This window comes from Pseudomonas sp. BIOMIG1BAC (genome assembly GCF_001705995.2).
Classification (GTDB): Bacteria; Pseudomonadota; Gammaproteobacteria; order Pseudomonadales; family Pseudomonadaceae; genus Aquipseudomonas; species Aquipseudomonas sessilinigenes.
Map to the genome: position 1 here is coordinate 2,352,931 of NZ_CP049045.1, position 25,398 is coordinate 2,378,328.

The following is a 25,398-nucleotide window of genomic DNA, read 5'->3' on the forward strand; positions in this document are numbered from 1 at the left end:
GACTTTTCGGTCAATTATTTTCTGACTTAAAGGTCAGGAAATTTCATCGCCCAACAATTCAAGTATGACCAAGATCCCGGGGCGCGCCGGTGCAGGGTTGGAGGCTGGGTGTCCGTGACCGACCAACAGCCGCTTATCTGCCGGTTTCATGGCAAATTCCGCTGCCGTGGCACTCCGCGCCGGGGTATCAATTGCGCTACACTTCGCCGCTTGTGCCGATTAAAGATTTTGAAGGAAAACCATGACGTTCAAGGCGCCGGACAGCCTCGCCGAGCAAATTGCTCACCACCTCGCCGAACGTATCATTCGCGGGGATCTCAAGCCTGGTGAGCGCATTCAGGAACAGAAGGTCACCTTGGCCCTCAATGTCAGTCGCGGCTCGGTCCGCGAGGCCTTGCTGATCCTGGAGCGCCGCCATCTGATCGCCATCCTGCCGCGCCGTGGCGCCCACGTGACCGAGCTCACCGAGCACAAGGTCCGCAGCCTCTGCACCCTGATGGGCGAGATGTACATCCTGCTGGGCAACTCGGTGGCCACTGGGTGGCAGCAGCAGAGCGAAATGGCGCCTTTCCTGCAGATCCAGCAACGCCTGGAGAGCGCCTACCAGGGCCAGGACATCCGTGCATTCGTCGAAGACAGCTTCAACGTGATGCGTGCGGCCTATCCCTTCGCCAACAATCCGTACCTGCAGGAGACCGTCGAGAACCTGCAGCCGGCCATGAGTCGCGCCTATTACCTGGCGCTGGACCAGCGCAAGGCGTCCATGAGCGAGTACCTGGCACTGTTCGAGCAATTGCTGGCTGCGGTACTGGCCCGTGACCTGGCGCAGATCCGCCGGGTGCTGACGGCCTACGGCCAGCGCAGCAGCGACCTGGTGGTGTCTGCCCTGGCGGATGCGTAAACGTGCGACTCAAGTGCATCAAGCTGGCGGGGTTCAAGTCCTTCGTCGATCCGACCACGGTCAACTTCCCCAGTAACATGGCGGCGGTGGTCGGGCCCAATGGCTGCGGCAAGTCGAACATCATCGACGCCGTGCGCTGGGTCATGGGCGAAAGCTCTGCCAAGAACCTGCGTGGCGAGTCGATGACCGACGTCATCTTCAATGGCTCCACCAGCCGCAAGCCGGTGAGCCAGGCGAGCATCGAGCTGGTATTCGACAATTCCGATGGCACCCTGGTGGGTGAGTACGCGGCCTATGCGGAGATCTCCATTCGACGCAAGGTGACCCGCGACAGCCAGAACAGCTACTACCTGAACGGCGCCAAGTGCCGTCGCCGCGACATCACCGACATCTTCCTCGGCACCGGCCTCGGGCCACGCAGCTACTCGATCATCGAGCAGGGCATGATCTCCAAGTTGATCGAAGCCAAGCCCGAGGACCTGCGCAACTTCATCGAGGAAGCCGCCGGCATCTCCAAATACAAGGAGCGTCGGCGCGAGACGGAAAACCGTATTCGCCGCACCCATGAGAACCTGGCCCGCCTGACCGACCTGCGCGAGGAGCTGGAGCGCCAGCTCGAGCGCTTGCACCGCCAGGCCCAGGCTGCCGAGAAGTACCAGGAATACAAGGCCGAGGAGCGCCAGCTCAAGGCGCAGCTGTCGGCCCTGCGCTGGCAGGCGCTGAACGAGCAGGTGGGGCAGCGCGAGTCGGTGATCGGCAGCCAGGAGGTCAGCTTCGAGGCACTGGTGGCCGAACAGCGCAATGCCGATGCCGCCATCGAGCGCCTGCGTGATGGTCACCACGAGCTGTCCGAGCGTTTCAACCAGGTGCAGGGGCGCTTCTATTCGGTCGGCGGCGATATAGCCCGGGTCGAGCAGAGCATCCAGCACGGCCAGCAGCGCCTGCGCCAGTTGCAGGACGATCTGAAAGAAGCCGAGCGCGCGCGCCTGGAGACCGAGTCGCACCTGGGGCATGACCGCACCTTGCTGGCGACCCTGGGCGAAGAACTGGCGATGCTCGAGCCCGAGCAGGAGGTCAGCAGTGCGGCTGCCGAGGAAGCCGCGGCGACCCTGGAAGAGTCCGAGACCACCATGCATGGCTGGCAGGAGCAGTGGGATGCCTTCAACCTCAGCTCCGCCGAGCCAAGGCGCCAGGCGGAAGTACAGCAGTCGCGCATCCAGCAACTGGAAGCCAGCCTGGAGCGCCTGGCCGAACGCCAGCGGCGCCTGGGCGAAGAGCGCGAGCAACTGACCGCCGATCCCGAAGATGCGGCGATGCTCGAACTCAACGAACAACTGGCCGCCAGTGAGGCGACCCTGGAGGACTTGCAGGCTAGCGAAGAGTCCCAGGTCGAACGCCTGGAACAACTGCGCCAGCAACTGCAGCAGGCCAGCCAGGCCCAGCAGCAGGCCCAGGGTGAATTGCAACGACTCAACGGGCGCTTGGCCTCATTAGAGGCCTTGCAGCAGGCCGCGTTGGACCCAGGCACCGGCACCGCCCAATGGCTGCGTGAGCAGCAACTGGCCGAGCAGCCACGCCTGGCCGATGGCATGCAGGTGGAGGCGGGCTGGGAACTGGCGGTGGAAACCGTGCTGGGCGCCGATCTGCACGCGGTGTTGGTCGAGGATTTTTCCGCTATCGACCTGGCGGGTTTCGAGCAGGGTGACCTGCGTCTGTTGAGCCTGCCAGGCGAGCTTTCATCCATGCCAGGCAGCTTGTTGGACAAGGTGCAGTCCCAGGTCGACCTGGCGCCCTGGCTGGGCCAGGTCAAGCCGGTGGACAGCCTGGAGCAGGCCCTGGCCCTGCGTGGCCAGCTGGCTGCGGGGCAGAGCCTGATCAGTCGCGATGGTTACTGGGTCGGCCGGCATTTTCTGCGGGTGCGTCGGGCCAGCGAGGCGGAAAGTGGCGTGTTGGCCCGAGGCCAGGAGATCCAGCAACTGCTTCTTGAGCGCGATGAGCGCGAAGCCAGTGTCGAGGACCTGGAAAGCCAACTGCTTAACCTGCGGGCCCAGCAGCGCCAGCAGGAAAACGGTCGTGAGCACCTGCGGCGCCTGTTGCAGGATGAAGCTCGCCAGCAAGGTGAGTTGAAGGCTTTGCTCTCGGCTGGCAAGGCCAAGGCCGAGCAGTTGAACCTGCGCCGCAGTCGCCTCGATGAAGAACTGCTGGAGCTGGGTGAGCAGCGCGAGCTGGAGCACGAACAGATTGGCGAGGCGCGCCTGCAGTTGCAAGAGGCCCTGGACAGCATGGCGCTGGACACCGAGCAGCGCGAACTGCTGCTGGCCCAGCGCGACAGCCTGCGTGAACGCCTTGACCGGATACGCCAGGAGGCTCGCCAGCACAAGGACCATGCCCATCAATTGGCCGTGCGCATGGGTTCGCTCAAGGCCCAGCACGACTCTACCCGCCAGGCGCTGGAGCGCCTGGAGATGCAGTCGGAGCGCCTGACCGAGAAGCGTGAGCAGTTGAGCCTCAACCTGGAGGAGGGGGAGGCCCCGCTGGAAGAGTTGCGCCTCAAGCTCGAGGAGTTGCTGGAAAAACGCATGAGCGTGGATGTCGAGCTCAAGAGCGCGCAGATCGCCATGGAGGATGCCGATCGGGAGTTGCGCGATGCCGAGAAGCGCCGTAACCAGGCCGAGCAGCAATCGCAATTGATCCGTGGGCAGCTGGAGCAGCAGCGGATGGAGTGGCAGGCCCTGAGCGTGCGGCGCAAGACCTTGCAGGAGCAATTGCTGGCCGACGGCTATGATCTGGAGGGCGTGCTGGCCACGCTCACGGGAGAGGCCAGTGAGCAGGCCGCCGAGGAAGAGCTGGAGCGGATCGCTGTGCGAATCCAGCGGCTGGGCGCCATCAACCTGGCGGCCATTGACGAGTACCAGCAGCAGTCCGAGCGCAAGCGCTACCTGGATGCCCAGGATGCCGACCTGGTGCAGGCTCTGGAGACCCTGGAAAACGTCATCCGCAAGATCGACAAGGAAACCCGCAATCGTTTCAAGGACACCTTCGACCAGATCAATGGTGGTTTGCAGGCATTGTTTCCAAAAGTTTTCGGTGGCGGCAGCGCTTATTTGGAACTGACTGGCGAAGATCTACTCGATACAGGGGTGACAATCATGGCGCGTCCTCCTGGCAAGAAGAACAGCACCATTCATTTGCTCTCCGGTGGTGAAAAGGCTTTGACCGCACTGGCCCTGGTATTCGCTATCTTCAAGTTGAACCCGGCGCCTTTCTGCATGCTCGACGAAGTTGACGCTCCGCTGGATGACGCTAACGTTGGACGCTATGCAAAGCTGGTCAAAGAGATGTCGCAGACAGTGCAGTTCATCTATATCACCCACAATAAGATCGCCATGGAAATGGCTGACCAGTTGATGGGGGTGACGATGCACGAACCGGGATGTTCGCGTCTGGTGGCCGTGGATGTCGAGGAGGCGATGGCGATGGTGGACGCCTGAGTCCGCAGGTTTGAGGTGGCTGTCGGGGGCAAGTTGGGGATTTTCCCTTATTGCGCAAGATATTGGCCCTGAGCATTGCGACAGACGGTGTAAAGTTGTCTTTGGTCGTGCTAGTTTAATGTCAATTTTTCCTATGCGTGGGCAAAACGCCATTCAGAACATAGAGTTGGCGCCACGTTTTAAAGCGGTTTGCAGATTGTAAACCTCTTATTTTTCAGCATTTTTTATAGAGGCACGGGATTACATGGAAATCGGTCTGCGCGAGTGGCTGATCGTCATCGGCGTTATTGTTATCGCCGGTATTCTTTTTGATGGCTGGCGGCGCATGCGCGGCGGCAAGGGCAAATTGAAGTTCCGCCTTGATCGCAATCTTTCCAATTTGCCGGATGACGATGGCAATGCCGAATTGTTGGGGCCATCCCGCGTGCTGGATACCCATAAGGAACCGCAGCTGGATGAGCATGATCTGCCTTCGGTGAGCATGCCGGCGCGCGAACCGCGCGAGAGCGCCTCGCCCAAGCGTGGCAAGCGTGCCAGCGAGCCGCAGCAGGGCGACCTGAACCTGGATCTGGATCTGGACAACGGCCCGAGCTTCAGCAGCCGTGACGACGATTTCCCGGCCGATGAAGGCAAGGCGTCCAGCCATGGCGACAAGGACCAGCCACAGGCCGAGGAAGTGCTGGTAATCAGCGTGATCTGCCGCGATGCCGCGGGCTTCAAGGGCCCCGCGCTGCTGCAGAACATTCTCGAAAGTGGCCTGCGCTTTGGCGAGATGGATATCTTCCACCGCCACGAAAGCATGGCCGGCAATGGCGAGGTGCTGTTCTCCATGGCCAACGCGGTCAAGCCCGGGATTTTCGATCTGGATGATATCGATCACTTCAGCACCCCGGCTGTGAGCTTCTTCCTCGGCTTGCCAGGTCCGCGTCATCCAAAGCAGGCGTTCGATGTCATGGTGGCCGCCGCGCGCAAACTGTCCCAGGAGCTCAATGGCGAGCTCAAGGACGATCAGCGCAGCGTCCTGACTGCCCAGACCATCGAGCACTACCGCCAGCGCATCGTCGAGTTCGAGCGCCGCGCCTTGACCCAGAAACGTTGAATCTCTGGGCGCTGGCCAGTCACTGCGGATCTATCCTGTAGGAGCTGGCTGGCCAGCGCAGCTGCAACCCCAATCTTCAGATCGAGCAGCCTAGGCTGCTCTTTTGCTTTATGAGAGAACTCCATGACCGCCGCCGAAACCCGCATTCTTGAATTGCGTGCCGAGCTGGACCTGCACAACTACCGCTATCACGTGCTCGACGAGCCGAGCATCCCGGATGCGGAATACGACCGCCTGTTTCGTGAGCTCAAGGCCCTGGAGGCCGAGCATCCGGAGCTGGTGACCAGTGATTCGCCGACCCAGCGCGTCGGCAGTGCAGCGCTCTCGGCCTTCACCCAGGTTCGCCATGAGATCCCCATGCTCAGCCTGGGCAACGCCTTCGAAGAAGTCGACATGCGTGAGTTCGATCGCCGGGTCAATGAAGGCCTGGACCTGCCGGCGGGTGACCTGTTCGGTGGTGGCGCGGCGGTGGAGTACAGCTGTGAGCCCAAGCTCGACGGCCTGGCGGTCAGCCTCTTGTATCAGGACGGCGTGCTGGTGCGTGGCGCCACCCGAGGCGACGGCACGACCGGTGAAGACATCAGCGTCAACGTGCGTACCGTGCGCAACATTCCGCTGAAGCTGCAGGGCAGTGGTTGGCCGGCGACCCTGGAGGTGCGCGGTGAAGTGTTCATGTCCAAGGCTGGTTTCGAACGCTTGAACGCAACGCAACTGGAGGTGGGTGGCAAGACCTTCGCCAACCCGCGCAATGCCGCGGCAGGTAGCCTGCGCCAGCTGGATTCGAAGATCACCGCTAGCCGGCCCCTGGAGTTCTGCTGCTACGGGTTGGGCCAGGTCACGGCGGACATCGCCGACACCCATATCGGCAACCTCGAGCAGCTCAAGCAATGGGGCATGCCCATTAGCCGCGAGTTGCGCCTGGCCAAGGGGATCGACGAGTGCCTGGAGTACTACCGCGAGATTGGTGAGCGGCGCAACGCGCTGGCTTATGAAATCGATGGTGTGGTGTTCAAGGTCAACAGCATCGCCTCCCAGCGCGAACTAGGCTTTCGGGCCCGAGAGCCGCGCTGGGCCATTGCCCACAAGTTCCCGGCCATGGAGGAGCTCACCGAACTGCTGGATGTAGAGTTCCAGGTCGGTCGCACTGGCGCGGTGACGCCGGTGGCACGCTTGAAGCCGGTCAAGGTCGCCGGGGTGACTGTTTCCAATGCGACGTTGCACAACATGGACGAAGTGGCGCGCCTGGGCCTGATGATCGGTGACACGGTAATCATCCGGCGTGCCGGCGACGTGATTCCGCAGGTGGTGCAAGTGGTCACCGAGCGTCGTCCGGAGGATGCCCGTCCGGTGCAGATTCCCGAGAGCTGTCCGGTCTGCGGTTCCCATGTCGAGCGCACGCAGTTGGTCAAGCGCAGCAAGGGGCGTGAAACCCTCAGCGAGGGCGCGGTTTACCGTTGTGTCGGGCGGTTGGCCTGTGGCGCCCAGCTCAAGCAGGCGATCATCCACTTCGTGTCTCGGCGGGCCATGGATATCGAGGGCCTGGGGGACAAGACCATCGAGCAATTGGTGGACGAGAAGCTCATTGCCTCGCCGGCCGACCTGTACAAGCTCAAGTACGAGCAGATCATCGACCTGGAAGGTTTCGCCGAGGTTTCCAGCAACAAACTGCTCAAGGCTATCGAAGACAGCAAGCGCCCGGCACTGGCGCGCTTCGTCTACGCCCTGGGTATTCCCGATGTCGGCGAAGAGACCGCCAAGGTCCTGGCTCGCTCCCTGGGTACCCTGGAGCGGGTTCGCCAGGCCTTGCCCCAGGTGCTGACCTACCTGCCGGACATCGGCTTGGAGGTGGCCCATGAAATTCACAGTTTCTTCGAAGACAGTCACAACCAGGAAGTGATCGGCGCCTTGCTGGCCGAGGATCAGTGCGCGCTGGCGCTGCAGGACCAGGGTGAACTGGCGGCCGAGTTCGCCGCCAGTACGACCCTAGGTGGCATGCTCGGCAAGCTCGATATCCCTTCGGTGGGCCCAGGCGCTGCGCAGAAGCTGGCGGACAAGTTCGGCTCCTTGCAGGGGGTGATTGGCGCCGACTGGCTGGACATGCGCCAGGCCTTGCCGGAGAAGCAGGCCAAATCGGTGCGCGAGTTCTTCGACAATCCCGATAATGCCCAGTTGGCCCAGGCCATCGAGCAGCAGCTGCGTGATTTCGGCATGCATTGGCAGAGCGAGAAGAAGGTGGTCGAAGGGCTGCCGCTGGCTGGCCAGACCTGGGTGCTGACCGGCTCCCTGGAGTTGATGAGTCGTGACGTGGCCAAGGACAAGCTGGAGAGCCTGGGGGCCAAGGTCGCAGGTTCCGTTTCGGCGAAGACCCACTGCGTGGTGGCCGGTCCCGGCGCCGGTTCCAAGCTGGCCAAGGCCAATGAGCTGGGCCTGAAGGTGCTGGACGAGGAAGCGTTCGTCGCCTTCCTCGGCGAGCACGGTATTTCTGCCTCCGCCTGAAGGGCAGGGTTGGCTGGCGAGAGCTTTCGCCAGTCAGCCCCGCCACTCGACGAGGCGAGCCGGGTTCTTCTCTGTTGCTCGCCAAGTGCTTGAAGCTCTTCGAGTTTTTAATTCTGCAATGAGCGGTTGTATCTTCAACTCAGATAGGTACAATGGCGCGGCTCGCCGTCAGGTGAGCGTCGTTATGGTGACCCCATCGGTCCCCCCGCAACGATTACCCGTTAACCTGGTCAGGCCCGGAAGGGAGCAGCCACAGCGGGAACATTGTGTGCCGGGGTGTGGCTGGTGGGGTTGCCTCCATAACGCCCTCGTCGTTCCTCGATGAGTTATACCCAACACCCCAATTCTTGAATCTTGTGCAGTGCAAGCTGTGCAGGTTTTGTCGTGCCTGTTTACCTGGCCTTGCGGCTTCCAGGCAGGGTCCCAGCCGAGCCCGGCGAACCTCTACACAAGGAGTGACCATGGCGTTGACCAGCAAGATATCCCTCTACAACCCGCAATGGCCCCTGGCGTTCGCCGCCGAGCGCGAGCGTATTGCGCCGGGTTTTGCCGATGATCTGCTGGCCATTCACCACGTGGGCAGTACTGCTGTCCCGGGACTTGCAGCCAAGCCGGAAATCGATGTGCTGCTGGTGGTCGCGCGGCATCGGGACGAGGTGCTGCGCGAGGCTTTCATGGCGACTCTGGGCTATGTCCGGGGCAGTGACCTGTCTGTCGGGCATCAGTTCTATCGGCGGGATGTGCAAGGCGTGCGGACCCACAAGGTACACGTGTGCCTGGTGGGGCATGGGCAGATCCAGCGGATGCTGGGCTTTCGCGACCTGTTGCGTACCGATGTGGAGCTACGCCAGCGGTATCAGGAGCTGAAGCTGCAGCTGGAGGCCAGTAATCGCGACGGCATCGGTGAGTACCTTGCCCGCAAGGCGCCCTTCATCGATGGGGTGATGGATAACCAGCAAGCATGACGGGGCCGGGTGCGTTCATGCGCCGAGTGTCTCGCGCAGCAACTGCGCGAAGGCGTCCCGGGCACGGTGCTGCTGCACGTCCTGATGCCAGACGAACCGGTTATCCACTGGGGCCAGGTCGCTGAAGCGTTGCACGCGCAGGGTCGAGGATTGTGCGTAGCGCTCCAGTACGCCCTCGGGGATCAGCGATACCCCGGCGCCGGCGCTGACGCAGCCGATGATGGTGCCCCAGCTGGCATAACCGGTGATCGGCAGGTCCAGGCCGTGCTTGCCGAGCCAGTTCTCCAGGGCGCGGCGATACGGGCAACCGGCCGGCCACATGAACAGGTGCTGGCCTTGCAGGTCGCTGGCGTTGTGGATCGGTGCGCTGCCGGCACTGGAAATCAGTACCAGGGGTTCGTGGTAGAGCACGGTTTGTTGCAGTTTCGCCGGCAGGGTATCGATGGCCACCAGGGCACCGTCGATGCGCTGGTGGCGCAGTTCTTCGAAGAGCTGCGACCAGGTGCCGGTGATCAGCTCCACGCTGACTTGCGGGTAGCGCCGGTGATACTCGGCCAGCAGCGGTGGCAGGCGGCCGCCGGCGCAGGACTCGATCGAGCCCAGGCGCAGCAGGCCGCTGGGTTCGGCCTGGCTATCCACCGCGCGCCGGGCTTCATCCACCAGGGCGAGGATGCGCTCGCTGTAGCCGAGGAAGATTTCCCCGGCCGGGCTGATCTTCAAGCCGCGTCCGACGCGGGTGAATAGGGGAGTTCCCAGTTCGCTTTCCAATTGCTTGAGGCGGTTGGTGATATTGGACGGCACGCAGTGCAACTGCTCGGCTGCGCGAGCGATGCTGCCGAAGCGGGCCACGGCTTGCACCATCTTCAGTTGAGTCAGTTCCATCGTTCATTTCCAGTGAATGATGGGCTTAGTATTGATCAATTGTGGTGAGCTTTCGAGGGCGCGACACTGCAGTTCCCTGCCTTGCCTGGAAGTTTGTCTCGTGAAGATCTCGCCCTCGCTCAAGTTGGTGCTGGCCACCGCCGTGGTGATTCTGTGCTGGGCCTATTCGCCGGTGGGCATCCATATCGGCCTTGAGGGCTACAGTCCCGGGCACCTGGCGCTGCTGCGCTTTCTTATCGCTTCGGTATTCATGGTCGGCATTGCGCTGGTGGCGGGAATTTCCCTGCCGCGCTGGCGCGACATGCCCTGGTTGCTGGTGCTGGGGTTCTTCGCCATCGCCCTGCATCACGTCAGTCTCAACTACGGGCAGCAGGGCTTGAGTGCCGGGGCGTCTAGCGTACTGGCGCAATCGGCGCCGATCTTCAGCACCCTGATCGCGTTTTTCTGGCTCAAGGAGCCGGTCAGCGCCTGGCGCTGGAGCTGTGTGGTGCTGGGCCTGGTGGGCGCCTTGCTGGTGGTGGTGGGTGATCGCGGCCTGGGATCGATCCAGCCGCAGGGCTTGCTGGTGCTGCTGGCGGCTTTTTCCTGGGGGCTGTATTTCGTGCTGCAGCGGCGTTTTTCCGGGCGCCACGGGCTCTTGACCACCACGTGCTACATGGTCTGGGGCGGAACCTTGCTGTTGATGGTGTACACCCCTGGCCTGGCCCAGGCCGCTGTCCAGGCATCCTGGCGGGTGAACCTGGCCGTGCTGTTGCTCGGGCTGTTTCCCAGCGCGCTGGCCTACTTGGCTTGGGCTTATGTATTGGCGCGGGTCGAGGTTAGCCGGGCGTCGATCGCCATGTACCTGATTCCACCGGTGGCGATGTTGCTGGCCGCGATCGTCTTGGGCGAGACGCTGCGCTCCGGGGTGGTGCTGGGGGCGGCTGTGGTGCTGGGCAGTGTGATGGCAATGCAGTTGGAGGGGCGCTTTGGCAAGAACGCCAGTGCGCGCGTCATGAACGACGAGGCCCCGGTTTGACGGGGCCTCGTTGCGGGTGGATCAGCTTTTCTTCTTGAACAGCCGACCGATGAAGGCAGCGATGGCGAGCACGCCGATGACGATGAACTTCTTGCCGGCCAGCAACAGGACCCCGAGCTTGGCGAACAAGCCGGCCTTACTGGCGATGCCACCGGCTACCAGGGCTGCCAGGCCATAGGTAGCCAGCTTGTCGGTGCTCGGGTTGTAGTCGGCGTAGCGGTTACCGTCGGTGAAGTTGGTGAAGGCCAGGACCTTGGGGATCTCGCGCTTGATGGTGGGCAGGTCTTGCATGGAGGCGACCGCATTGAGCTCCAGCACGCCCTCACGACCCAGCACGCGAATGCTGTAGTTCAGGGTGTTGTTCTCGGCGCCTTCGGCCTTGAGCTCGCGGGCCCAGTACATTTTGTGCGATTGCGCGTCATAGCTTGGCTGCTCGGCCCAGCCCAGCAGATGGATGGCGCCGTAGCCTTGCTCCTTGCGCTCTTTGTTGTCTTCCTCGTCCGCGGCCTGCATTTCTTTGAGCAGGTCTTGGTAGTCGATCTTCGCTGCGTCTTCGTCGGAGATGTGTCCGTCGTTCTTGTAGCTGATGATCACGCCCCAGCCTTCGGCGGACAGCGGGCTGACGTCACTGGGGACGATCATGCCCAGGGTGGTGAAGCCAGGCGGGTTGCCCCAGCCTTCGGTGAGCAGCTTCTCGGTGTCCTTGGGGGTGAGGTAGTAGAACTCTTTGCTCAGGTCGAGGCTGGCGATGTCGCCAGGCAGCGGGACCTTGCCGTGGCGCGGGGAGAGGGAGGCGAGAAACTGTTCGGCGGTCTGGGTTTCAGCGTCCTTGGTGTCGGGCGTGTCGGCAGCGCTGGTCAACAGTGGGGTGGTGCAGAGCACGACCATGGCCATGAGGTGGCGCAGGTACTTCATCGTATTCCCTTACATTTTGTGACAAGTAGTAGGCGCGCAAGGATAACGATGAGGAGCGCGTGGCTCAATCCAATGTTTCCATTTATTTCTGACGAGCGGAGATGGCCGTCCAGGGGCGCACGGCCTCGCCCCTGGAGAAGCAAGCCGCTCAGCCTACTGTCAGGTACAGCACTCGCAGGCGGTGCCCGTCGGGGTCAAGGGCGAGCAAGGTGTAGCCGAACCCCATGGCGGTCGGGGGCTGGACGATGGTGATACCCAGTGCCCGCCAGTGCTGGTGCAGTTCATCCACCGCTTCGCGGCTGTCCACGGCCCAGCCCAGCTCCCCGCCGCCCACGCTTGCCTGGGCTTCGGGTTTGACGACCTGGCGGGACCAGAGCCCGAGTTTGATTCCCGAATCGAGAATGAACAGGGTGAAGTCCGCAGAGGCCTGTACGGGTTGCTTGTCCAGTAGGCGGCTGTAGAAGTCCGCGCTGGCCATGGGGTTCTCCACGTAGAGCAGGAAATAGGTGTTGGTGATCATCATGACTCCTAGGGTCGGGGCTGGTTGGAGCGGCAGCTTATGCGCCGGGTCCGTCAGTTCCTGTCAGGAGTCGTGAAGTGAAAAAAAGACCCGCTTGTCGGGGGGTGACAAACGGGTCTTTCTTGGTTGATTGACTGCGGGGCTCAAGGCTTGGACAAGGCCTGGTCTACCGCTGCTATCAGCTTTCCCAGATCCTTCGGGGTGGCTTTGTGAATGACACCGAACAAATAAGCCCGCTGTTCCTCTTCATCACCCAGATCGGCGAAGAAGGCTTTCAGCTTCACTCCCAGTACTTCGGCCAACAGAAATAGAGCTTCAACGCTGGGGGTGTAGGTGCCGGTTTCGAAGCGGCTGATGGTTTTTGGGTCAAAACCGGTTTTTTCACCTAGTTCAGCCTGAGTAAGCCCCGCTACCTTTCGATAGCGCTTGATGGCTGCACCCAAACTTGAAATTTGCATCGCTCAATTCCCATTTAGAATCAAGAACTTAACGATAAATCTTGGCATTAGACAACACCATGTTCCATCACCTTGATTTGCAAAATGTGATGTATTTCGTAGAATCGGCGCTTCGGACAGGTATTTGGTGATCTAGTTTCAGAAGGCAGGTTTATGAAACAAGAAATCATTGCATTTCCCTTGTTCACCTAAACCCAGGACTTGGCAGAGGCTCGAACGTCTCGTTAATCCCGCCAACGCTCCGTCCGCCGCCCCCATCTGACGCCTTATCTGATCCTAGTTGATCTTCGTCGAACAGACGGTCAACTGCGGCGCAAACCCGCTGTACGGCTGCAATCCGGGCGAATCATCCGATTGAGTCGTACCGCCAGGAAGGTAATCGCCAATCGGTCTATCGCCGGTTCCTGGCAACTATTGATTGCAGGCTGTCTATGGAGTTCTAACGTGCGTCTCAATTTGCCGGTCAGCTCTATTGAGCAGACCTTCCCCGACCAGCAGCGGCTCATATCCGCCACCGATATCAATAGTCATATCACGTACTGCAATGCCGAATTCGCCGCCATGAGCGGCTTCAGCCAAGCCGAGTTGATTGGCAGTACTCACAACCTGGTGCGCCATCCGGATATGCCGGCCGCGGTCTTCGAGTCGATGTGGCGCTATCTCAAGGCCGGCCAGAGCTGGATGGGTGTGGTGAAGAATCGTTGCAAGAACGGCAACTTCTACTGGGTCAGCGCTTATGTCACGCCGATCCTGGAAGGTGGGCGGCTGGTGGGCTATGAGTCGGTCCGGGTCAAGCCGACCCGGGAACAGGTCAGTCGTGCCGAGACCCTGTATGCACGACTGCGGGCCGATAAAGCCCCGGTCTCGGCATGGCGGCGCCTGGAGGTCGGGGCGCGTCCGCTGCTGTTGCCGATGGCCGTGGCCGCAGGTTGCCTGGCCGCTTTCAACTGGTTGCCCAGTTTGGTGGCCCAGGGGCTGACGCTGTCGGGCTTCCTCTGCGTCGGGCTGTTGGCCCAGCGTCGCCTGGGATTGCAGCTCAAGGACATCGTCAGTAGCACGCCCAATACCTTTGCCGATCCGATCTGCGCCCTGGCGTACAGCGAGTCCCTGGGGGCGGCAGCGCAATTGCAGATGATCCTGGTCAGTGAGGAGGCTCGGTTGAAGACCGCCTTGACCCGTCTCAGCGACCTGGCCCGGCAAATGGCCGAGGCCGCGGCCGACTCCAGCCACTTGTCCAGTCGCACCGAGTCGGCCCTGCTGGAACAGCGTGCGGAAACCGACATGACCGCCGCGGCGATGACCCAGATGGCAGCCTCCATCACCGAGGTCGCCGAGCATGTGCAGCACACGGCCAGCGAAGCTCGCACCGCGAACCTGCTGGCCCAGCAGGGCAGCCAGGTGGCGGGGACTTCTCGTGATGCCATTCAACTGCTGGCCCGCACGGTCACCCAGATCAACCAGGCGGTGGGCGACCTGGCCGGGCAGACCCAGGACATCATGGTGGCGGCCAGCATGATCCAGTCGATCGCCGACCAGACCAACCTGCTGGCCCTGAATGCTGCCATCGAGGCGGCACGGGCTGGCGAACAGGGGCGCGGCTTTGCCGTGGTGGCCGATGAGGTGCGGGCCCTGGCCGGCAAGACCCGTGAGTCCACCCAGCAGATCCAGGGCATCATCCAGAACCTGCGGGCCGGTGCCGACGAGGCGGTGCAGATCGCCAGCCTTGGCATAGAGGAGGCCGAGCAGGGCGTGCAACAGGTCCTGCAGGCCCAGCAGGCGTTGCAGGGCATCGGCGCGGCGGTCGAGCGCATCACCGATATGAGCCAGCAGATGGCGGCCGCGTCCCAGGAGCAATCCCATGTAGCCGAATCGGTTTCGGAACAGATCAACAGTGTCGCTGCCACGGTGCAGCGCACTGCCGAGAACGCCCGCGTCGGCGTTTCTCGTGGTGCTGAGTTGGAAAACATCTCTTCCGGGCTGCATGCCCTGGTCGAGCGGTTCAACCGCTAGCGACAGTGAGTTCGACTCATGGATGAGAAATACCGCAGGGCCGTCGATGCCGCCGCCATTTTTTCCGAGACTGATCTTGGTGGGCGCATCACCTATGTCAACGATCTGTTTTGCCAGGTCTCGGGTTATAGCCGTGAGGAGCTGATCGGTGCGGACCACCGCATGCTCAGCTCAGGGCTGCACCCGCCCGAGTTTTTCGCCGGCTTGTGGCAGGCCATTACGGCAGGGCAGGTGTGGAAGGGTGAGATTTGCAATCGCACCAAGAACGGCAGCTTGTATTGGGTCGACAGCACCATGGTGCCGCTGGTGGACCAGCGTACCGGACGGGTGGTGCGCTATGTGTCGATTCGTTTCGATGTCAGTGAAAAGCGCCAGTTGCTGCACTCCCTGCAGTGGCGGGTCGGGCATGACGTACTCACCGGGTTGCCCAATCGCGCTTTTCTCTCCGACCGGTTGCACCAGGCCCTGGAGTTCTCCCGCCAGCAAGACATTCCCCTGGCCGTCTGCATGCTCGATCTGGATGGCTTCAAGGCTGTCAACGACGGCTACGGGCATGCCTGTGGCGATCTGTTGCTCGTGGAGGTGGCCGCGCGCTTGCGTTCGATCATCCGTGGCGAGGACGTGGTGGCTCGCCTGGGTGGCGATGAGTTCGTGCTGATCCTGCGCTATGTGCGCGACATGCTGGAACTGCGTTCTGCGTTGCGGCGAGTGCTGGCCACCATTTCCGAGCCGTATTCGATCCAGGGCAAGGACATCAACGTCTTTGCCAGCATCGGCGTTACCTTGTTCCCTACGGACAATCATGACGCCGATACCTTGCTGCGCCATGCCGACCAGGCCATGTACGTGGCCAAGCAAAGTGGCCGCAATCGCTTCCATCTGTTCGATGTGTTGCGCGACCGCGAGGTGATGGTCACCTACCAGACTGTCGAGCAGGTACGCCTGGCCCTGGATGCCGGCCAGCTGCATTTGTATTTCCAGCCCAAAGTGAACATGCGCAGCGGTGCGGTGGTGGGGTTCGAGGCCATATTGCGCTGGCAGCACTCGCAGCGCGGGATGCTGGGGGCCCATGAGTTCTTGCCGCAGGTGGAGGAGACCGACCTGATCGTCGACATCGGCGAGTGGGTCATGGACCGGGTGATGCTCCAGTTGCAGAGCTGGCAGGCCGCCGGACATGACTGGCCGGTTAGCCTGAATGTCGCGGCCCGGCATTTCCAGCGCAGTGACTTCGTCGAGCGGCTCAAGGGCATGCTCGACCGTTACCCGGATGTTTCGCCCGCTTTGCTGGATCTTGAAATCGTCGAGTCGGTGGCCATCGACAATATCCGCAAGGTCAGCGATTGCCTGGATGCCTGCCAGGGGTTCGGCGTGCAATTCTCCCTCGGAGACTTCGGTACCGGGCACTCGTCCCTCAGTTACCTCAAGCACCTGCGCACCCAGACCATCAAGATCGACCGGGTGTTTGTCCGTGACATGCTCCACGACCAGGACGACCAGGCCCTGGTCCAGGCGATGGTGGGGCTGGCCCGCGCATTCGGGCGCCAGGTGGTGGCCGAGGGGCTGGAGAGCCTGGCGCACGGGGAGCGGCTGATGGCCTTGGGGTGTGAAGTGGCACTGGGCGACTTCATCGCCGCGCCGATGCCCGCCGCTGCCGTGCTGGAATGGGTGCGCGGCTATTGCCCGCCTCGGTCCTGGCGGCGCGAGGGACCTCAGGGGGAAATCGTCGAGGCCTGTTCTCGGGAGGGCGGGGCGACGTAGCGTTCGACAATGCTGTCGATTTCGCCGGATAACTTCATGTGCTGCAACGTATGCAGGATTTTCCGGGCGGGTACGCTTGGATCGCTGCGTATGTGGCAGCCCACCGCTTGATCCTGGACCACCGCCACGCTGTACAGAGGGTTGCCATCTGCCTGGGTCCTGTTGAACCACTCCAGGGTCCACTGGCTGGCGATGGCGTAGCGATAGCGGCCAACCACCAGTTTTTGCAGCACTTGTTCTTCGTTGCGAGCATCGTCGCGAATCAGCAGATTGGCGTCGAACAGCGGTTGTAGCGGTGTGTAGGTATAGCTCAGGACCGTGCCGATGCGTTGGCGGGAAAGCTCCTCGAGCCTGACGGCCGCTGGAATCGCGCTGGCGCTGACCAGTACGTTGCGTTGCTGGAACAGCGGCACGCTCCACAGGTCGTCCGTCGACGGGGTCGGTAGCCAGGCCTGGGCGACATAGCAGCGGACGTCGACTTCGCCCTGGGCCATGGCTTTTTGCATCCGCGCCCTGGCCAGGACGTGGAACTCGGCCTGCGCGCCCAGATGCTGGGCCAGGCGGCCCATGGTGTCGTAGAGGATGCCAGTGCTGGGTTGGCCGCCATCGATGGCGACGGCCGGCATCGTCCAGCTGTCGGCAATGGCGAAGCGCAGGGTCGGCGCGGCGGCTTGCAGGTTGCTGCTGAGGAGTAGAAGCAGGGCGCCCCAGGTCAAACGCATACGGTCTCCAGGGTAACGGCTGTCGAGCAATCCTTGGCAAAATGCAGCTTAGACAGATTAGGCGAGCGCGCCGGATGCAATTTCGCCCTTGCTCCGCTAGCATTACCGGCTTCCGCTTTCCAGTTGCGACGGTTTTCGATGAGTTATCAGGTTCTTGCACGTAAATGGCGTCCGCGCTCGTTCCGCGAAATGGTCGGCCAGACCCATGTGCTCAAGGCTCTGATCAATGCCTTGGACAGCCAGCGGCTGCACCACGCCTATCTGTTTACCGGCACCCGCGGGGTGGGCAAGACCACCATCGCGCGGATCATTGCCAAATGCCTGAATTGTGAAACAGGCATCACTTCCACCCCGTGCGGCACCTGTTCGGTGTGCACCGAGATCGACGAAGGCCGTTTCGTCGACCTGATCGAGATCGACGCCGCGAGCCGGACCAAGGTCGAGGACACTCGCGAACTGCTGGACAACGTGCAATATGCCCCGAGTCGTGGACGCTTCAAGGTCTACCTGATCGACGAAGTGCACATGCTTTCCAGCCATTCGTTCAACGCCTTGCTCAAGACCCTCGAAGAGCCGCCGCCCTACGTCAAGTTCATCCTGGCGACCACCGACCCACAGAAGCTGCCGGCGACCATCCTGTCCCGCTGCCTGCAGTTCTCCTTGAAGAACATGACCCCGGAGCGGGTGGTCGAACACTTGAGCCATGTCCTGGGCGTGGAGAACGTGCCGTTCGAGGACGACGCCCTGTGGCTGCTGGGCCGTGCTGCCGACGGTTCGATGCGCGACGCCATGAGCCTCACCGACCAGGCCATCGCCTTTGGCGAGGGCAAGGTCATGGCGGCGGATGTGCGCGCCATGTTGGGTACCCTCGATCATGGCCAGGTCTATGATGTGCTCCACGCGCTGATCGAGGGCGATGCCAAGGCTCTCTTGGAGGCGGTGCGCCACCTCGCGGAGCAGGGGCCGGACTGGAACGGCGTGCTCTCGGAGATCCTCAATGTGCTGCACCGGGTGGCCATCGCCCAGGCGCTGCCCGATGGCGTCGACAACGGCCACGGCGATCGCGAGCGAGTGCTGGCGCTGGCCCAGGCCCTGCCGGCCGAAGACGTACAGTTCTATTACCAGATGGGCCTGATCGGCCGCCGCGACCTGCCCCTGGCGCCGGACCCGCGTGGCGGTTTCGAAATGGTCCTGTTGCGGATGCTGGCCTTCCGGCCAGCGGACAGCGCGGATGCACCGAGACAGCCGCTAAAGCCGGTGGGGATCAGCCAGGCCACAGTTGATTCCGCCCTAGCCGTGGCGGCGCCAGCAGCGGTTGTGCCTGCTGCCGCGCCTGTGGCCAGTGTCCCGGTCGCTCCCGCTCCTGCTGCGGAGCCGGTAGCCGAGCCGGCCGCTGTGCCAACACCAATACCTGCGCCAGCACCCGAGCCGGTCCCGGCCTTGATCGAAGCCGAGCCAGAGCCCGAACCGGCACAGGCCGAAGAAGTGGTCGACTTGCCGTGGAACGACCCGGTGGAGCCGCCGCTGGAACAACAGCCGGCGGTGGAGCCGATGCTGGATGTCATCGCCGAACCACCCGCGTTGCCAGCGGTCCTGACCCCGGTGCCGGATAGCGTGGTGCCAGACATCCCGGAATGGGCCAGTGCGCCGATGTCCGAGCCGAGCGTGGCCGAGGTGGATGCCGCGACCCCGGGGAGCGACCTGGACGACGAGCCGCCGCTGGACGAGGACTACATCGAGCCGGACATGGACTCGGCCTACAGTTACCTCGATGAGCTGGCCAGTGAACACATCGCCGAGCCGACCCCGGAACCCGAGCCGGAGCCCGCCGCCATGCCGGCCACCGGCCTGGCCCTGGAGTGGCTGGAACTGTTTCCGAAGCTGCCTATTTCCGGCATGACTGGCAGTATTGCTGCCAACTGCACCTTGATCGCCGTGGATGGCGACCAGTGGCTGTTGCACCTGGACCCTGCCCATAGCGCGCTGTTCAACGCTACCCAGCAGCGCCGTCTCAACGATGCCTTGAACCAGTACCACGGGCGTACGCTGAGCCTGAACATCGAGCTGATCAAGCCCGAGCAGGAAACCCCGGCCCAGGCCGCATCCCGGCGTCGCGCCGACCGTCAGCGCGAGGCGGAGGAGTCGATCCATGGCGATCCGTTCATCCAGCGGATGGTCCAGGAGTTCGGCGCAGTGGTGCGCCACGATACCATTGAACCTGTCGAGGCCCCGGCCGCGCAGGGTTGAGCATTTAACTTAAAGGGCGCCGGCCAAGGGCCGGGCGCCGTTTCCATCACCATACTTTGAGGTAATTCCCATGATGAAAGGTGGCATGGCCGGCCTGATGAAGCAGGCGCAGCAGATGCAGGAAAAGATGGCCAAGATGCAGGAAGAACTGGCCAACGCCGAAGTCACCGGCAAGGCCGGTGGCGACATGGTCAGCGTAGTCATGACCGGCCGTCATGACATCAAGCGCGTGAGCATCGACCCGAGCCTGCTGGAAGGCGTCAGCGACGACGATCGCGAAGTGCTGGAAGACCTGTTCGCCGCCGCGGTGAACGACGCCGTGCGCAAGATCGAAGCCAACAGCCAGGAAAAGATGTCCGGCATGACCGCTGGCATGCAGCTGCCTCCGGGCATGAAGCTGCCTTTCTGATTCGCTGCGGCGTATCGGATTGCAACGAACAATGCCAGGCCTGGAGCCTGGCATTTTTTTGCCCGTCGATTGGCCCGGCAGGGGGTGAAACGGCCACTGCGCAGCTGAGGCCAGCGGCACAAACATCGAACACTGGTGCCTGGCCACGGTCTGCACCCTATACAGTCTTGTCCATTCATCGATAACGGAGTGTCTGTGATGCCGCAAACAATGACCCTCAATCAGCGTGTGGTACTGGTGTCGCGCCCCCAGGGCGCGCCGGTTCCGGAGAACTTTCGCCTGGAGCGGGTGGCGCTGCCGGAGCTGGCGGACGGCCAGGTGCTGCTCAAGACCCTGTACCTGTCCCTGGACCCCTATATGCGCGGACGCATGAGCGATGCGCCATCCTACGCGGCGCCGGTGGAGATCGACGAAGTCATGACCGGTGGTGCCGTGAGCCGGGTCGAGCGTTCGCTGAACCCCAAGTTCCAGGAAGGTGACCTGGTGGTGGGCGCCACCGGTTGGCAGAGCCACTGCATCAGCGATGGGCGCAACCTGGTGCCCGTGCCGGCGGGCTTGCCCAGCCCGTCCATGGCCCTGGGGGTGCTGGGCATGCCCGGCCTGACCGCCTACATGGGGTTGATGGACATCGGCCAGCCCAAGGCCGGGGAGACCCTGGTGGTGGCCGCGGCATCCGGGGCGGTGGGTTCGGTGGTGGGGCAGGTGGCCAAGCTCAAGGGGTTGCGGGTGGTGGGAGTTGCCGGTGGGGCCGACAAATGCCGCTACGTGGTGGAGGAGCTGGGCTTCGACGCCTGTATCGATCATAAGAGCCCGGAGTTCGCCGACGAGCTGGCCCAGGCCTGCTTCAAGGGCGTGGATATCTATTTCGAGAACGTCGGCGGCAAGGTGTTCGATGCGGTGCTGCCGTTGCTCAATGCCAAGGCACGCATTCCCTTGTGTGGCCTGATTGCCCAGTACAACGCCCAGCAATTGCCGGCGGGGCCGGATCGCCTGCCGTTGTTGCAGCGCAGCCTGCTGACCAAGCGGGTGCGGATCCAGGGGTTCATCGTGTTCGACGACTACGGTGACCGCCAGCCGGAATTCATCAAGGCCATGGCGCCCTGGGTGCGCGAGGGCAAGGTCAAGTTCAAGGAGGATGTGGTCGAAGGCCTGGAGCAGGCGCCACAGGCCCTCATCGGACTGCTGGAGGGGCGCAACTTCGGCAAGCTGGTGGTCAAGGTCGCCACGGACGGGAGCATTTGACGCTACCCCGAGGCGCGGGTATAAACCGCGTCTCGTCGTTTTGTCGGACCCTTGCCCATGAGCTTCAGCCCCCTGATTCGCCAACTGATCGATGCCCTGCGCACCTTGCCCGGGGTGGGGCAGAAAACCGCCCAGCGCATGGCCCTGCAACTGCTCGAGCGTGATCGCAGCGGTGGCCTGCGCCTGGCCCAGGCCCTGAGTCAGGCCATGGAGGGCGTGGGGCATTGCCGCCAGTGCCGGACCCTGACCGAAGACGAGCTCTGCCCGCAGTGTGCTGACCCACGCCGCGACGACAGCCTGCTGTGCGTGGTCGAGGGGCCGATGGACGTCTACGCGGTGGAGCAGACCGGCTATCGCGGTCGCTATTTCGTGCTCAAGGGGCATCTCTCGCCCCTCGACGGCCTGGGGCCGGAAGCCATCGGCATCCCTCAGTTGTTGGCGCGAATCGAAGAGCAGGGCACCTTTAGCGAAGTGATCCTGGCGACCAACCCCACGGTGGAAGGCGAAGCCACCGCCCACTACATCGCCCAGCTGTTGATCGATAAAGGCCTGATCACCTCGCGTATCGCCCACGGCGTGCCCCTGGGGGGCGAGCTGGAGCTGGTGGACGGCGGCACCCTGGCCCATTCCTTCGCCGGGCGCAAACCCATCACCCTGTAACCCGATCCGTCTGCCGGCTCGCTGGCGGACGGTTGCTAGCGCTCTCTTGAAAACCAAGCAAGCGCTTGGTAAGTTCCTCCGACCCTTCAGAGGAGCTTGCCGATGTCTGCCTGCCAGGAATACTTCGATCCCAGCCACCAACTGATCCGCGACAGCGTACGACGTTTCGTCGAGCGCGAGATCCTCCCCGAGATCGAGCAATGGGAGGAAGCCGAGAGCTTTCCCCGTGAGCTGTATCTCAAGGCCGGCGCGGCCGGCATCCTTGGCATCGGCTACCCGGAAGCCCTGGGAGGCAGCCACGAAGGCGACTTGTTCGCCAAGGTCGCTGCCAGCGAGGAGTTGATGCGTAGCGGCTCCGGAGGCCTGGTGGCGGGCCTGGGGTCACTGGATATCGGCTTGCCGCCCATCGTCAAGTGGGCGCGTCCCCAGGTCCGCGAGTGGGTGGCGCCCCTGGTGCTGTCCGGAGAGAAGATTTGCGCCCTGGCGGTGACCGAGCCGGGCGGCGGTTCCGACGTGGCCAACCTGCAGACCCGCGCAGTGCGTGATGGTGATTACTATCGGGTCAGCGGCAGCAAGACGTTCATTACCAGTGGCGTGCGCGCCGACTTCTACACCGTGGCTGTGCGTACCGGCGAGCCGGGCTATGGCGGCATCAGCCTGTTGCTGATCGAGAAGGGCACGCCCGGTTTCACCGTAGGCCGGCAGTTGAAGAAAATGGGTTGGTGGGCGTCCGATACCGCCGAGCTGTTCTTCGAGGACTGCCGGGTGCCGGTGGGTAACCTGATCGGTGTGGAGAACATGGGGTTCGCCTGCATCATGGGCAACTTCCAGAGCGAACGCCTGGCCCTGGCGCTGATGGCCAACATGACCGCACAACTGGCCCTGGAGGAAAGCCTGAAATGGGCACGCGAACGCGAGGCGTTCGGCAAGCCGGTGGCCAAGTTCCAGGTGATCAAGCATCGGCTGGCGGAAATGGCCACGGCCGTGGAGGTGTCCCGGGAGTTCACTTATCGCCAGGCGGCCAAGATGGCTGCCGGCAACAGCGTGATCAAGGAAATCTCCATGGCCAAGAACCTGGCGACCGATACCGCCGATCGCATCACCTATGACGCGGTGCAGATCCTCGGAGGCATGGGCTACATGCGTGAGAGCCTGGTTGAGCGCCTCTATCGCGACAATCGCATCCTGTCCATCGGCGGCGGCACCCGCGAGGTGATGAACGAGATCATCAGCAAGCAGATGGGGCTCTAGCCGGGTTTGGGAGTCACCAGCGGGCCTGTCGTGGGCTCTACCAATGTGTCGGATTGCACCATGGCCAGCAGGGGCGGCGCGGCTGATGAGCTGAGGCGCCGTCCCGGAGAGGGGACGGCAGGCCGAATCAGCGCTCGGTCAGGGAAAACTGGGTCAGGCAGAAGGTTGGGATGCCCATGTCTTGCAGTTTCTGCGATCCGCCCAGTTCCGGCAGATCGATGATGGCTGCAGCTTCATGGATCTTCGCACCCATGCGCCGTACCAGGTTGGCGGCGGCGATCAGGGTGCCACCGGTGGCGATCAGGTCATCGAACATCAGTACCGAGTCGCCTTCGCACAGGCTGTCGGCATGGACCTCGAGGAACGCTTCGCCGTATTCGGTCTGGTAGCCCTCGGCTAATACATCCGCTGGCAGCTTGCCCTGCTTGCGAAACAGGATCAGCGGCTTGTTCAGCTGGTAGGCGATGATCGAACCGATCAGGAACCCTCGGGCGTCCATGGCGCCGATATGGCTGAAGTCTTCCTCGACATAACGCTGGGCGAAACTGTCGGCCACCAGGCGCAGGGCCCGTGGAGACTGGAACAGGGGGGTGATGTCGCGGAAGATCACGCCCGGCTTCGGGAAGTCGATGACGGGGCGGATCAGGGATTTGATGTCGAAGGAGTCGAAGGCCATCTGCAGGTGTCCTGGCGGGCGAAATAAGCCGCGCCAGTATACCCGCGACCGAGCCGCTTGGCTCAGTCGCTGCGCGCGTGGATCAGGCGTCCACCGAGCCGCCGGCCAGGGCACAGAGCTGGATTGGGTCGAGGATGTGTACTTCCTTGCCCTCGGCGGCAATCAACTCGTTCTGCTGGAAGCGGGTGAATACCCGGGACACGGTTTCCACCGCCAGGCCCAGGTAGTTGCCAATCTCGTTGCGCGACATGCTCAGGCGGAACTGGTTGGCGGAAAAGCCCCTGGCACGGAAACGGGCCGACAGGTTCACCAGGAACGTGGCGATACGCTCGTCGGCGGTCTTCTTCGACAGCAGCAGCATCATCTGTTGATCGTCACGGATTTCGCGGCTCATGACCCGCATCAACTGGCGACGCAGCTGGGGCAGCTGCAATGCCAGCTCATCCAGGCGCTCGAAGGGGATTTCGCAGACCGAGGTAGTTTCCAGGGCCTGTGCCGAAACCGGATGGCTCTCGGTGTCCATGCCGGACAACCCCACCAGTTCGCTGGGGAGGTGGAAGCCGGTGATCTGCTCTTCGCCGCTGTCACTGAGGCTGAAAGTCTTCAGGGCGCCCGAGCGGACGGCATAGACCGAGTCGAAGCCATCACCCTGACGGAACAGGAATTCGCCTTTTTTCAATGGGCGGCCACGTTTGACGATTTCGTCCAGCGCGTCCATGTCTTCCAAATTCAGGGAAAGTGGCAGGCAGAGAGGGGCCAGGCTGCAATCCTTGCAATGGGCCTGGTTATGAGCGCGCAGTTTAACTGGCTCGGACATTCTAGAATCCTTGTGGGAAAGCACACATAAGCCGTAAGGGTAACTCACGGGGGGATGTTCCGGCCAGTCCGTGCCGTGTTCACGATCAGTCGTAAAGCAATCCTTTAATAGGTCGATAGCCTGTTAACAAAAGCAACTTGGAGATTTGGGGTTATGTCGTCCGTTGGCGGTATTACTAATGGCAACAATAACTTGCAGCTTTTTTCAGAGTCCTCGAAAACCAATGATGGCGATGAACTAAGCGATTCTCCGTTAGTTGTCGGACCTGCAGGCAGGGAGGGCGTCAAAGTGTCGCTGTCTGGTGCGGGACTGAAGAAATCCTCCAGTGTTGCTGGGCGCGACAGTGATATCGATGAAAGTGGCCTGCCGCAAAGTGTTAAACAGATCCTCAAGATGATCAGGAAATTGCAACAACAGATTTCAGAGAAGCTTGCCGAGCTTCAGGCGGTCATGGTCGACAAGCGCCTGAGCCCCGAGGAAGCCAAGGTCCGGATCGGCAGCCTGCAATCGGACCTGGCGATGCTCAACGGCGGCCTGCTGAGCGCCAACGCTTCCCTGGTCAAGGCCATGAGGCAGGAGGGCCTGACTCCCGAGCAGGTGATGAAGGCGTCCGCGCTGCTCATGAAGTCCTAGATCACCCGGGAAAAACGCTGGCGATTCTGCTGGCCTAGGTAGGCATCGAAAACCATGCATACGGAACGCACCAGCAAGCGTCCTGCTGGCAGAACCTTGATCGCTTCAGCATCGAGTTCGATCAGGCCGTCGTCGGCCATTCCCTGAAGTTCTGGCCAAAGTTCATGGAAGTAACCACGAAAGTCGATATTGAAAGCATGTTCGATATCTTCGAACTTAAGGAAACTC

The 25,398-nt window shown here is 62.4% G+C and carries 21 protein-coding genes, 1 other RNA gene and 2 pseudogenes; 16 read left to right on the forward strand and 8 right to left on the reverse strand.

The window, feature by feature from the left end:
- The first annotated feature begins 241 nt into the window (after positions 1 to 241).
- From ATY02_RS11160 to ATY02_RS11185, 6 genes are all read left to right on the forward strand, one after another.
- A complete protein-coding gene (locus ATY02_RS11160; protein WP_068577232.1) occupies positions 242 to 901 on the forward strand; it encodes a GntR family transcriptional regulator in 660 nt (219 codons plus the stop codon).
- 2 nt (positions 902 to 903) lie between these two features.
- On the forward strand, positions 904 to 4,392 hold the full coding sequence (gene smc, locus ATY02_RS11165; RefSeq protein ID WP_068577229.1) for a chromosome segregation protein SMC: 3,489 nt from the start codon (positions 904 to 906) through the stop codon (positions 4,390 to 4,392).
- A gap of 244 nt (positions 4,393 to 4,636) precedes the next feature.
- Positions 4,637 to 5,491: a cell division protein ZipA gene (gene zipA / locus ATY02_RS11170; RefSeq protein WP_068577227.1), complete on the forward strand. Its 855-nt coding sequence runs from the start codon at positions 4,637 to 4,639 to the stop codon at positions 5,489 to 5,491.
- Positions 5,492 to 5,614: 123 nt separating this feature from the next.
- Positions 5,615 to 7,987: an NAD-dependent DNA ligase LigA gene (ligA, locus tag ATY02_RS11175; RefSeq protein WP_068577225.1), complete on the forward strand. Its 2,373-nt coding sequence runs from the start codon at positions 5,615 to 5,617 to the stop codon at positions 7,985 to 7,987.
- A gap of 194 nt (positions 7,988 to 8,181) precedes the next feature.
- Positions 8,182 to 8,278, forward strand: an RNA gene (gene ffs / locus ATY02_RS11180) — signal recognition particle sRNA small type.
- 170 nt (positions 8,279 to 8,448) lie between these two features.
- Positions 8,449 to 8,952 (forward strand): GrpB family protein, encoded by a 504-nt coding sequence (locus ATY02_RS11185; RefSeq protein WP_068577223.1) that lies wholly within the window; start codon positions 8,449 to 8,451, stop codon positions 8,950 to 8,952.
- Between the two features lie 15 nt (positions 8,953 to 8,967).
- On the opposite strand, the gene ATY02_RS11190 is transcribed toward ATY02_RS11185, so the two are convergent.
- The gene (locus ATY02_RS11190) at positions 8,968 to 9,834 is read right to left on the reverse strand and encodes a LysR family transcriptional regulator (RefSeq protein ID WP_068577221.1); all 867 of its coding nucleotides are present in this window, start codon (positions 9,832 to 9,834) and stop codon (positions 8,968 to 8,970) included.
- Positions 9,835 to 9,934: 100 nt separating this feature from the next.
- Between ATY02_RS11190 and ATY02_RS11195 the strand changes: the two genes are divergently transcribed.
- Positions 9,935 to 10,852 carry a DMT family transporter gene (locus ATY02_RS11195; protein ID WP_068577220.1) on the forward strand — a complete coding sequence of 306 codons (918 nt, stop codon included), beginning with the start codon at positions 9,935 to 9,937 and terminating at the stop codon, positions 10,850 to 10,852.
- A 21-nt stretch (positions 10,853 to 10,873) separates the two neighbouring features.
- Here the strand turns inward: ATY02_RS11195 and ATY02_RS11200 are convergent, their stop codons facing one another.
- From ATY02_RS11200 to ATY02_RS11210, 3 genes are all read right to left on the reverse strand, one after another.
- On the reverse strand, positions 10,874 to 11,767 hold the full coding sequence (locus ATY02_RS11200) for a DUF2167 domain-containing protein (protein WP_068577218.1): 894 nt from the start codon (positions 11,765 to 11,767) through the stop codon (positions 10,874 to 10,876).
- Positions 11,768 to 11,915: 148 nt separating this feature from the next.
- The gene (locus tag ATY02_RS11205) at positions 11,916 to 12,287 is read right to left on the reverse strand and encodes a VOC family protein (protein ID WP_068577216.1); all 372 of its coding nucleotides are present in this window, start codon (positions 12,285 to 12,287) and stop codon (positions 11,916 to 11,918) included.
- Positions 12,288 to 12,430: 143 nt separating this feature from the next.
- A complete protein-coding gene (locus ATY02_RS11210) occupies positions 12,431 to 12,745 on the reverse strand; it encodes a helix-turn-helix domain-containing protein (RefSeq protein ID WP_011060220.1) in 315 nt (104 codons plus the stop codon).
- A gap of 444 nt (positions 12,746 to 13,189) precedes the next feature.
- Here ATY02_RS11210 and ATY02_RS36550 point away from each other — a divergent pair.
- The 3 genes and pseudogenes from ATY02_RS36550 to ATY02_RS11220 all read left to right on the forward strand — a co-directional run.
- Positions 13,190 to 13,468 (forward strand): annotated as a pseudogene (locus tag ATY02_RS36550) (PAS domain-containing protein); the annotation flags it as partial.
- Positions 13,469 to 13,657: 189 nt separating this feature from the next.
- Positions 13,658 to 14,755, forward strand: a complete 1,098-nt coding sequence (locus ATY02_RS11215; protein WP_416220678.1) for a methyl-accepting chemotaxis protein — start codon at positions 13,658 to 13,660, stop codon at positions 14,753 to 14,755.
- Positions 14,756 to 14,773: 18 nt separating this feature from the next.
- Positions 14,774 to 16,513: a putative bifunctional diguanylate cyclase/phosphodiesterase gene (locus ATY02_RS11220; protein ID WP_068577212.1), complete on the forward strand. Its 1,740-nt coding sequence runs from the start codon at positions 14,774 to 14,776 to the stop codon at positions 16,511 to 16,513.
- Here the strand turns inward: ATY02_RS11220 and ATY02_RS11225 are convergent.
- The gene (locus ATY02_RS11225) at positions 16,465 to 17,235 is read right to left on the reverse strand and encodes a substrate-binding periplasmic protein (RefSeq protein WP_068577210.1); all 771 of its coding nucleotides are present in this window, start codon (positions 17,233 to 17,235) and stop codon (positions 16,465 to 16,467) included. The two genes, ATY02_RS11220 and ATY02_RS11225, sit on opposite strands and share 49 nt — an antisense overlap.
- A gap of 138 nt (positions 17,236 to 17,373) precedes the next feature.
- On the opposite strand from ATY02_RS11225, the gene dnaX reads away from it, so the two are divergent.
- The 5 genes from dnaX (at position 17,374) to ATY02_RS11250 (ending at position 23,044) form a co-directional block, all read left to right on the forward strand.
- Positions 17,374 to 19,482 (forward strand): DNA polymerase III subunit gamma/tau, encoded by a 2,109-nt coding sequence (dnaX, locus tag ATY02_RS11230; RefSeq protein ID WP_068577207.1) that lies wholly within the window; start codon positions 17,374 to 17,376, stop codon positions 19,480 to 19,482.
- Between the two features lie 70 nt (positions 19,483 to 19,552).
- Entirely contained in the window at positions 19,553 to 19,891 is a 339-nt protein-coding gene (locus ATY02_RS11235; protein ID WP_031321305.1) for a YbaB/EbfC family nucleoid-associated protein, read from the forward strand.
- Between the two features lie 198 nt (positions 19,892 to 20,089).
- Positions 20,090 to 21,133 (forward strand): NADP-dependent oxidoreductase, encoded by a 1,044-nt coding sequence (locus tag ATY02_RS11240; RefSeq protein ID WP_068577204.1) that lies wholly within the window; start codon positions 20,090 to 20,092, stop codon positions 21,131 to 21,133.
- Between the two features lie 57 nt (positions 21,134 to 21,190).
- Positions 21,191 to 21,793 carry a recombination mediator RecR gene (recR, locus tag ATY02_RS11245; RefSeq protein WP_068577202.1) on the forward strand — a complete coding sequence of 201 codons (603 nt, stop codon included), beginning with the start codon at positions 21,191 to 21,193 and terminating at the stop codon, positions 21,791 to 21,793.
- A gap of 102 nt (positions 21,794 to 21,895) precedes the next feature.
- The gene (locus tag ATY02_RS11250) at positions 21,896 to 23,044 is read left to right on the forward strand and encodes an acyl-CoA dehydrogenase family protein (RefSeq protein WP_068595985.1); all 1,149 of its coding nucleotides are present in this window, start codon (positions 21,896 to 21,898) and stop codon (positions 23,042 to 23,044) included.
- 127 nt (positions 23,045 to 23,171) lie between these two features.
- Here the strand turns inward: ATY02_RS11250 and ATY02_RS11255 are convergent, their stop codons facing one another.
- Both ATY02_RS11255 and fnr read right to left on the reverse strand, forming a co-directional pair.
- Positions 23,172 to 23,720 (reverse strand): adenine phosphoribosyltransferase, encoded by a 549-nt coding sequence (locus ATY02_RS11255; RefSeq protein ID WP_022643316.1) that lies wholly within the window; start codon positions 23,718 to 23,720, stop codon positions 23,172 to 23,174.
- Between the two features lie 82 nt (positions 23,721 to 23,802).
- Positions 23,803 to 24,537, reverse strand: a complete 735-nt coding sequence (gene fnr, locus ATY02_RS11260) for a fumarate/nitrate reduction transcriptional regulator Fnr (RefSeq protein WP_022643317.1) — start codon at positions 24,535 to 24,537, stop codon at positions 23,803 to 23,805.
- Positions 24,538 to 24,690: 153 nt separating this feature from the next.
- On the opposite strand from fnr, the gene ATY02_RS11265 reads away from it, so the two are divergent.
- Entirely contained in the window at positions 24,691 to 25,170 is a 480-nt protein-coding gene (locus tag ATY02_RS11265) for a hypothetical protein (RefSeq protein ID WP_068577198.1), read from the forward strand.
- Here ATY02_RS11265 and ATY02_RS11270 read toward each other — a convergent pair.
- A pseudogene (locus tag ATY02_RS11270) lies at positions 25,167 to 25,391 on the reverse strand (coproporphyrinogen III oxidase); the annotation flags it as partial. The gene ATY02_RS11265 and the pseudogene ATY02_RS11270 overlap by 4 nt on opposite strands.
- Positions 25,392 to 25,398 lie beyond the last annotated feature (7 nt).

Bases quoted from the DNA above. Each gene is read 5' to 3' on its own strand.
- ATY02_RS11160 (WP_068577232.1), top strand. From the start codon at position 242: ATGACGTTCAAGGCGCCGGACAGCCTCGCCGAGCAAATTGCTCACCAC.
- zipA (WP_068577227.1), top strand. From the start codon at position 4,637: ATGGAAATCGGTCTGCGCGAGTGGCTGATCGTCATCGGCGTTATTGTT.
- ligA (WP_068577225.1), top strand. From the start codon at position 5,615: ATGACCGCCGCCGAAACCCGCATTCTTGAATTGCGTGCCGAGCTGGAC.
- ATY02_RS11185 (WP_068577223.1), top strand. From the start codon at position 8,449: ATGGCGTTGACCAGCAAGATATCCCTCTACAACCCGCAATGGCCCCTG.
- ATY02_RS11190 (WP_068577221.1), bottom strand. From the start codon at position 9,834: ATGGAACTGACTCAACTGAAGATGGTGCAAGCCGTGGCCCGCTTCGGC.
- ATY02_RS11200 (WP_068577218.1), bottom strand. From the start codon at position 11,767: ATGAAGTACCTGCGCCACCTCATGGCCATGGTCGTGCTCTGCACCACC.
- ATY02_RS11205 (WP_068577216.1), bottom strand. From the start codon at position 12,287: ATGATCACCAACACCTATTTCCTGCTCTACGTGGAGAACCCCATGGCC.
- ATY02_RS11210 (WP_011060220.1), bottom strand. From the start codon at position 12,745: ATGCAAATTTCAAGTTTGGGTGCAGCCATCAAGCGCTATCGAAAGGTA.
- ATY02_RS11215 (WP_416220678.1), top strand. From the start codon at position 13,658: ATGGCCGTGGCCGCAGGTTGCCTGGCCGCTTTCAACTGGTTGCCCAGT.
- ATY02_RS11220 (WP_068577212.1), top strand. From the start codon at position 14,774: ATGGATGAGAAATACCGCAGGGCCGTCGATGCCGCCGCCATTTTTTCC.
- ATY02_RS11225 (WP_068577210.1), bottom strand. From the start codon at position 17,235: ATGCGTTTGACCTGGGGCGCCCTGCTTCTACTCCTCAGCAGCAACCTG.
- dnaX (WP_068577207.1), top strand. From the start codon at position 17,374: ATGAGTTATCAGGTTCTTGCACGTAAATGGCGTCCGCGCTCGTTCCGC.
- ATY02_RS11235 (WP_031321305.1), top strand. From the start codon at position 19,553: ATGATGAAAGGTGGCATGGCCGGCCTGATGAAGCAGGCGCAGCAGATG.
- ATY02_RS11240 (WP_068577204.1), top strand. From the start codon at position 20,090: ATGCCGCAAACAATGACCCTCAATCAGCGTGTGGTACTGGTGTCGCGC.
- recR (WP_068577202.1), top strand. From the start codon at position 21,191: ATGAGCTTCAGCCCCCTGATTCGCCAACTGATCGATGCCCTGCGCACC.
- ATY02_RS11250 (WP_068595985.1), top strand. From the start codon at position 21,896: ATGTCTGCCTGCCAGGAATACTTCGATCCCAGCCACCAACTGATCCGC.
- ATY02_RS11255 (WP_022643316.1), bottom strand. From the start codon at position 23,720: ATGGCCTTCGACTCCTTCGACATCAAATCCCTGATCCGCCCCGTCATC.
- fnr (WP_022643317.1), bottom strand. From the start codon at position 24,537: ATGTCCGAGCCAGTTAAACTGCGCGCTCATAACCAGGCCCATTGCAAG.
- ATY02_RS11265 (WP_068577198.1), top strand. From the start codon at position 24,691: ATGTCGTCCGTTGGCGGTATTACTAATGGCAACAATAACTTGCAGCTT.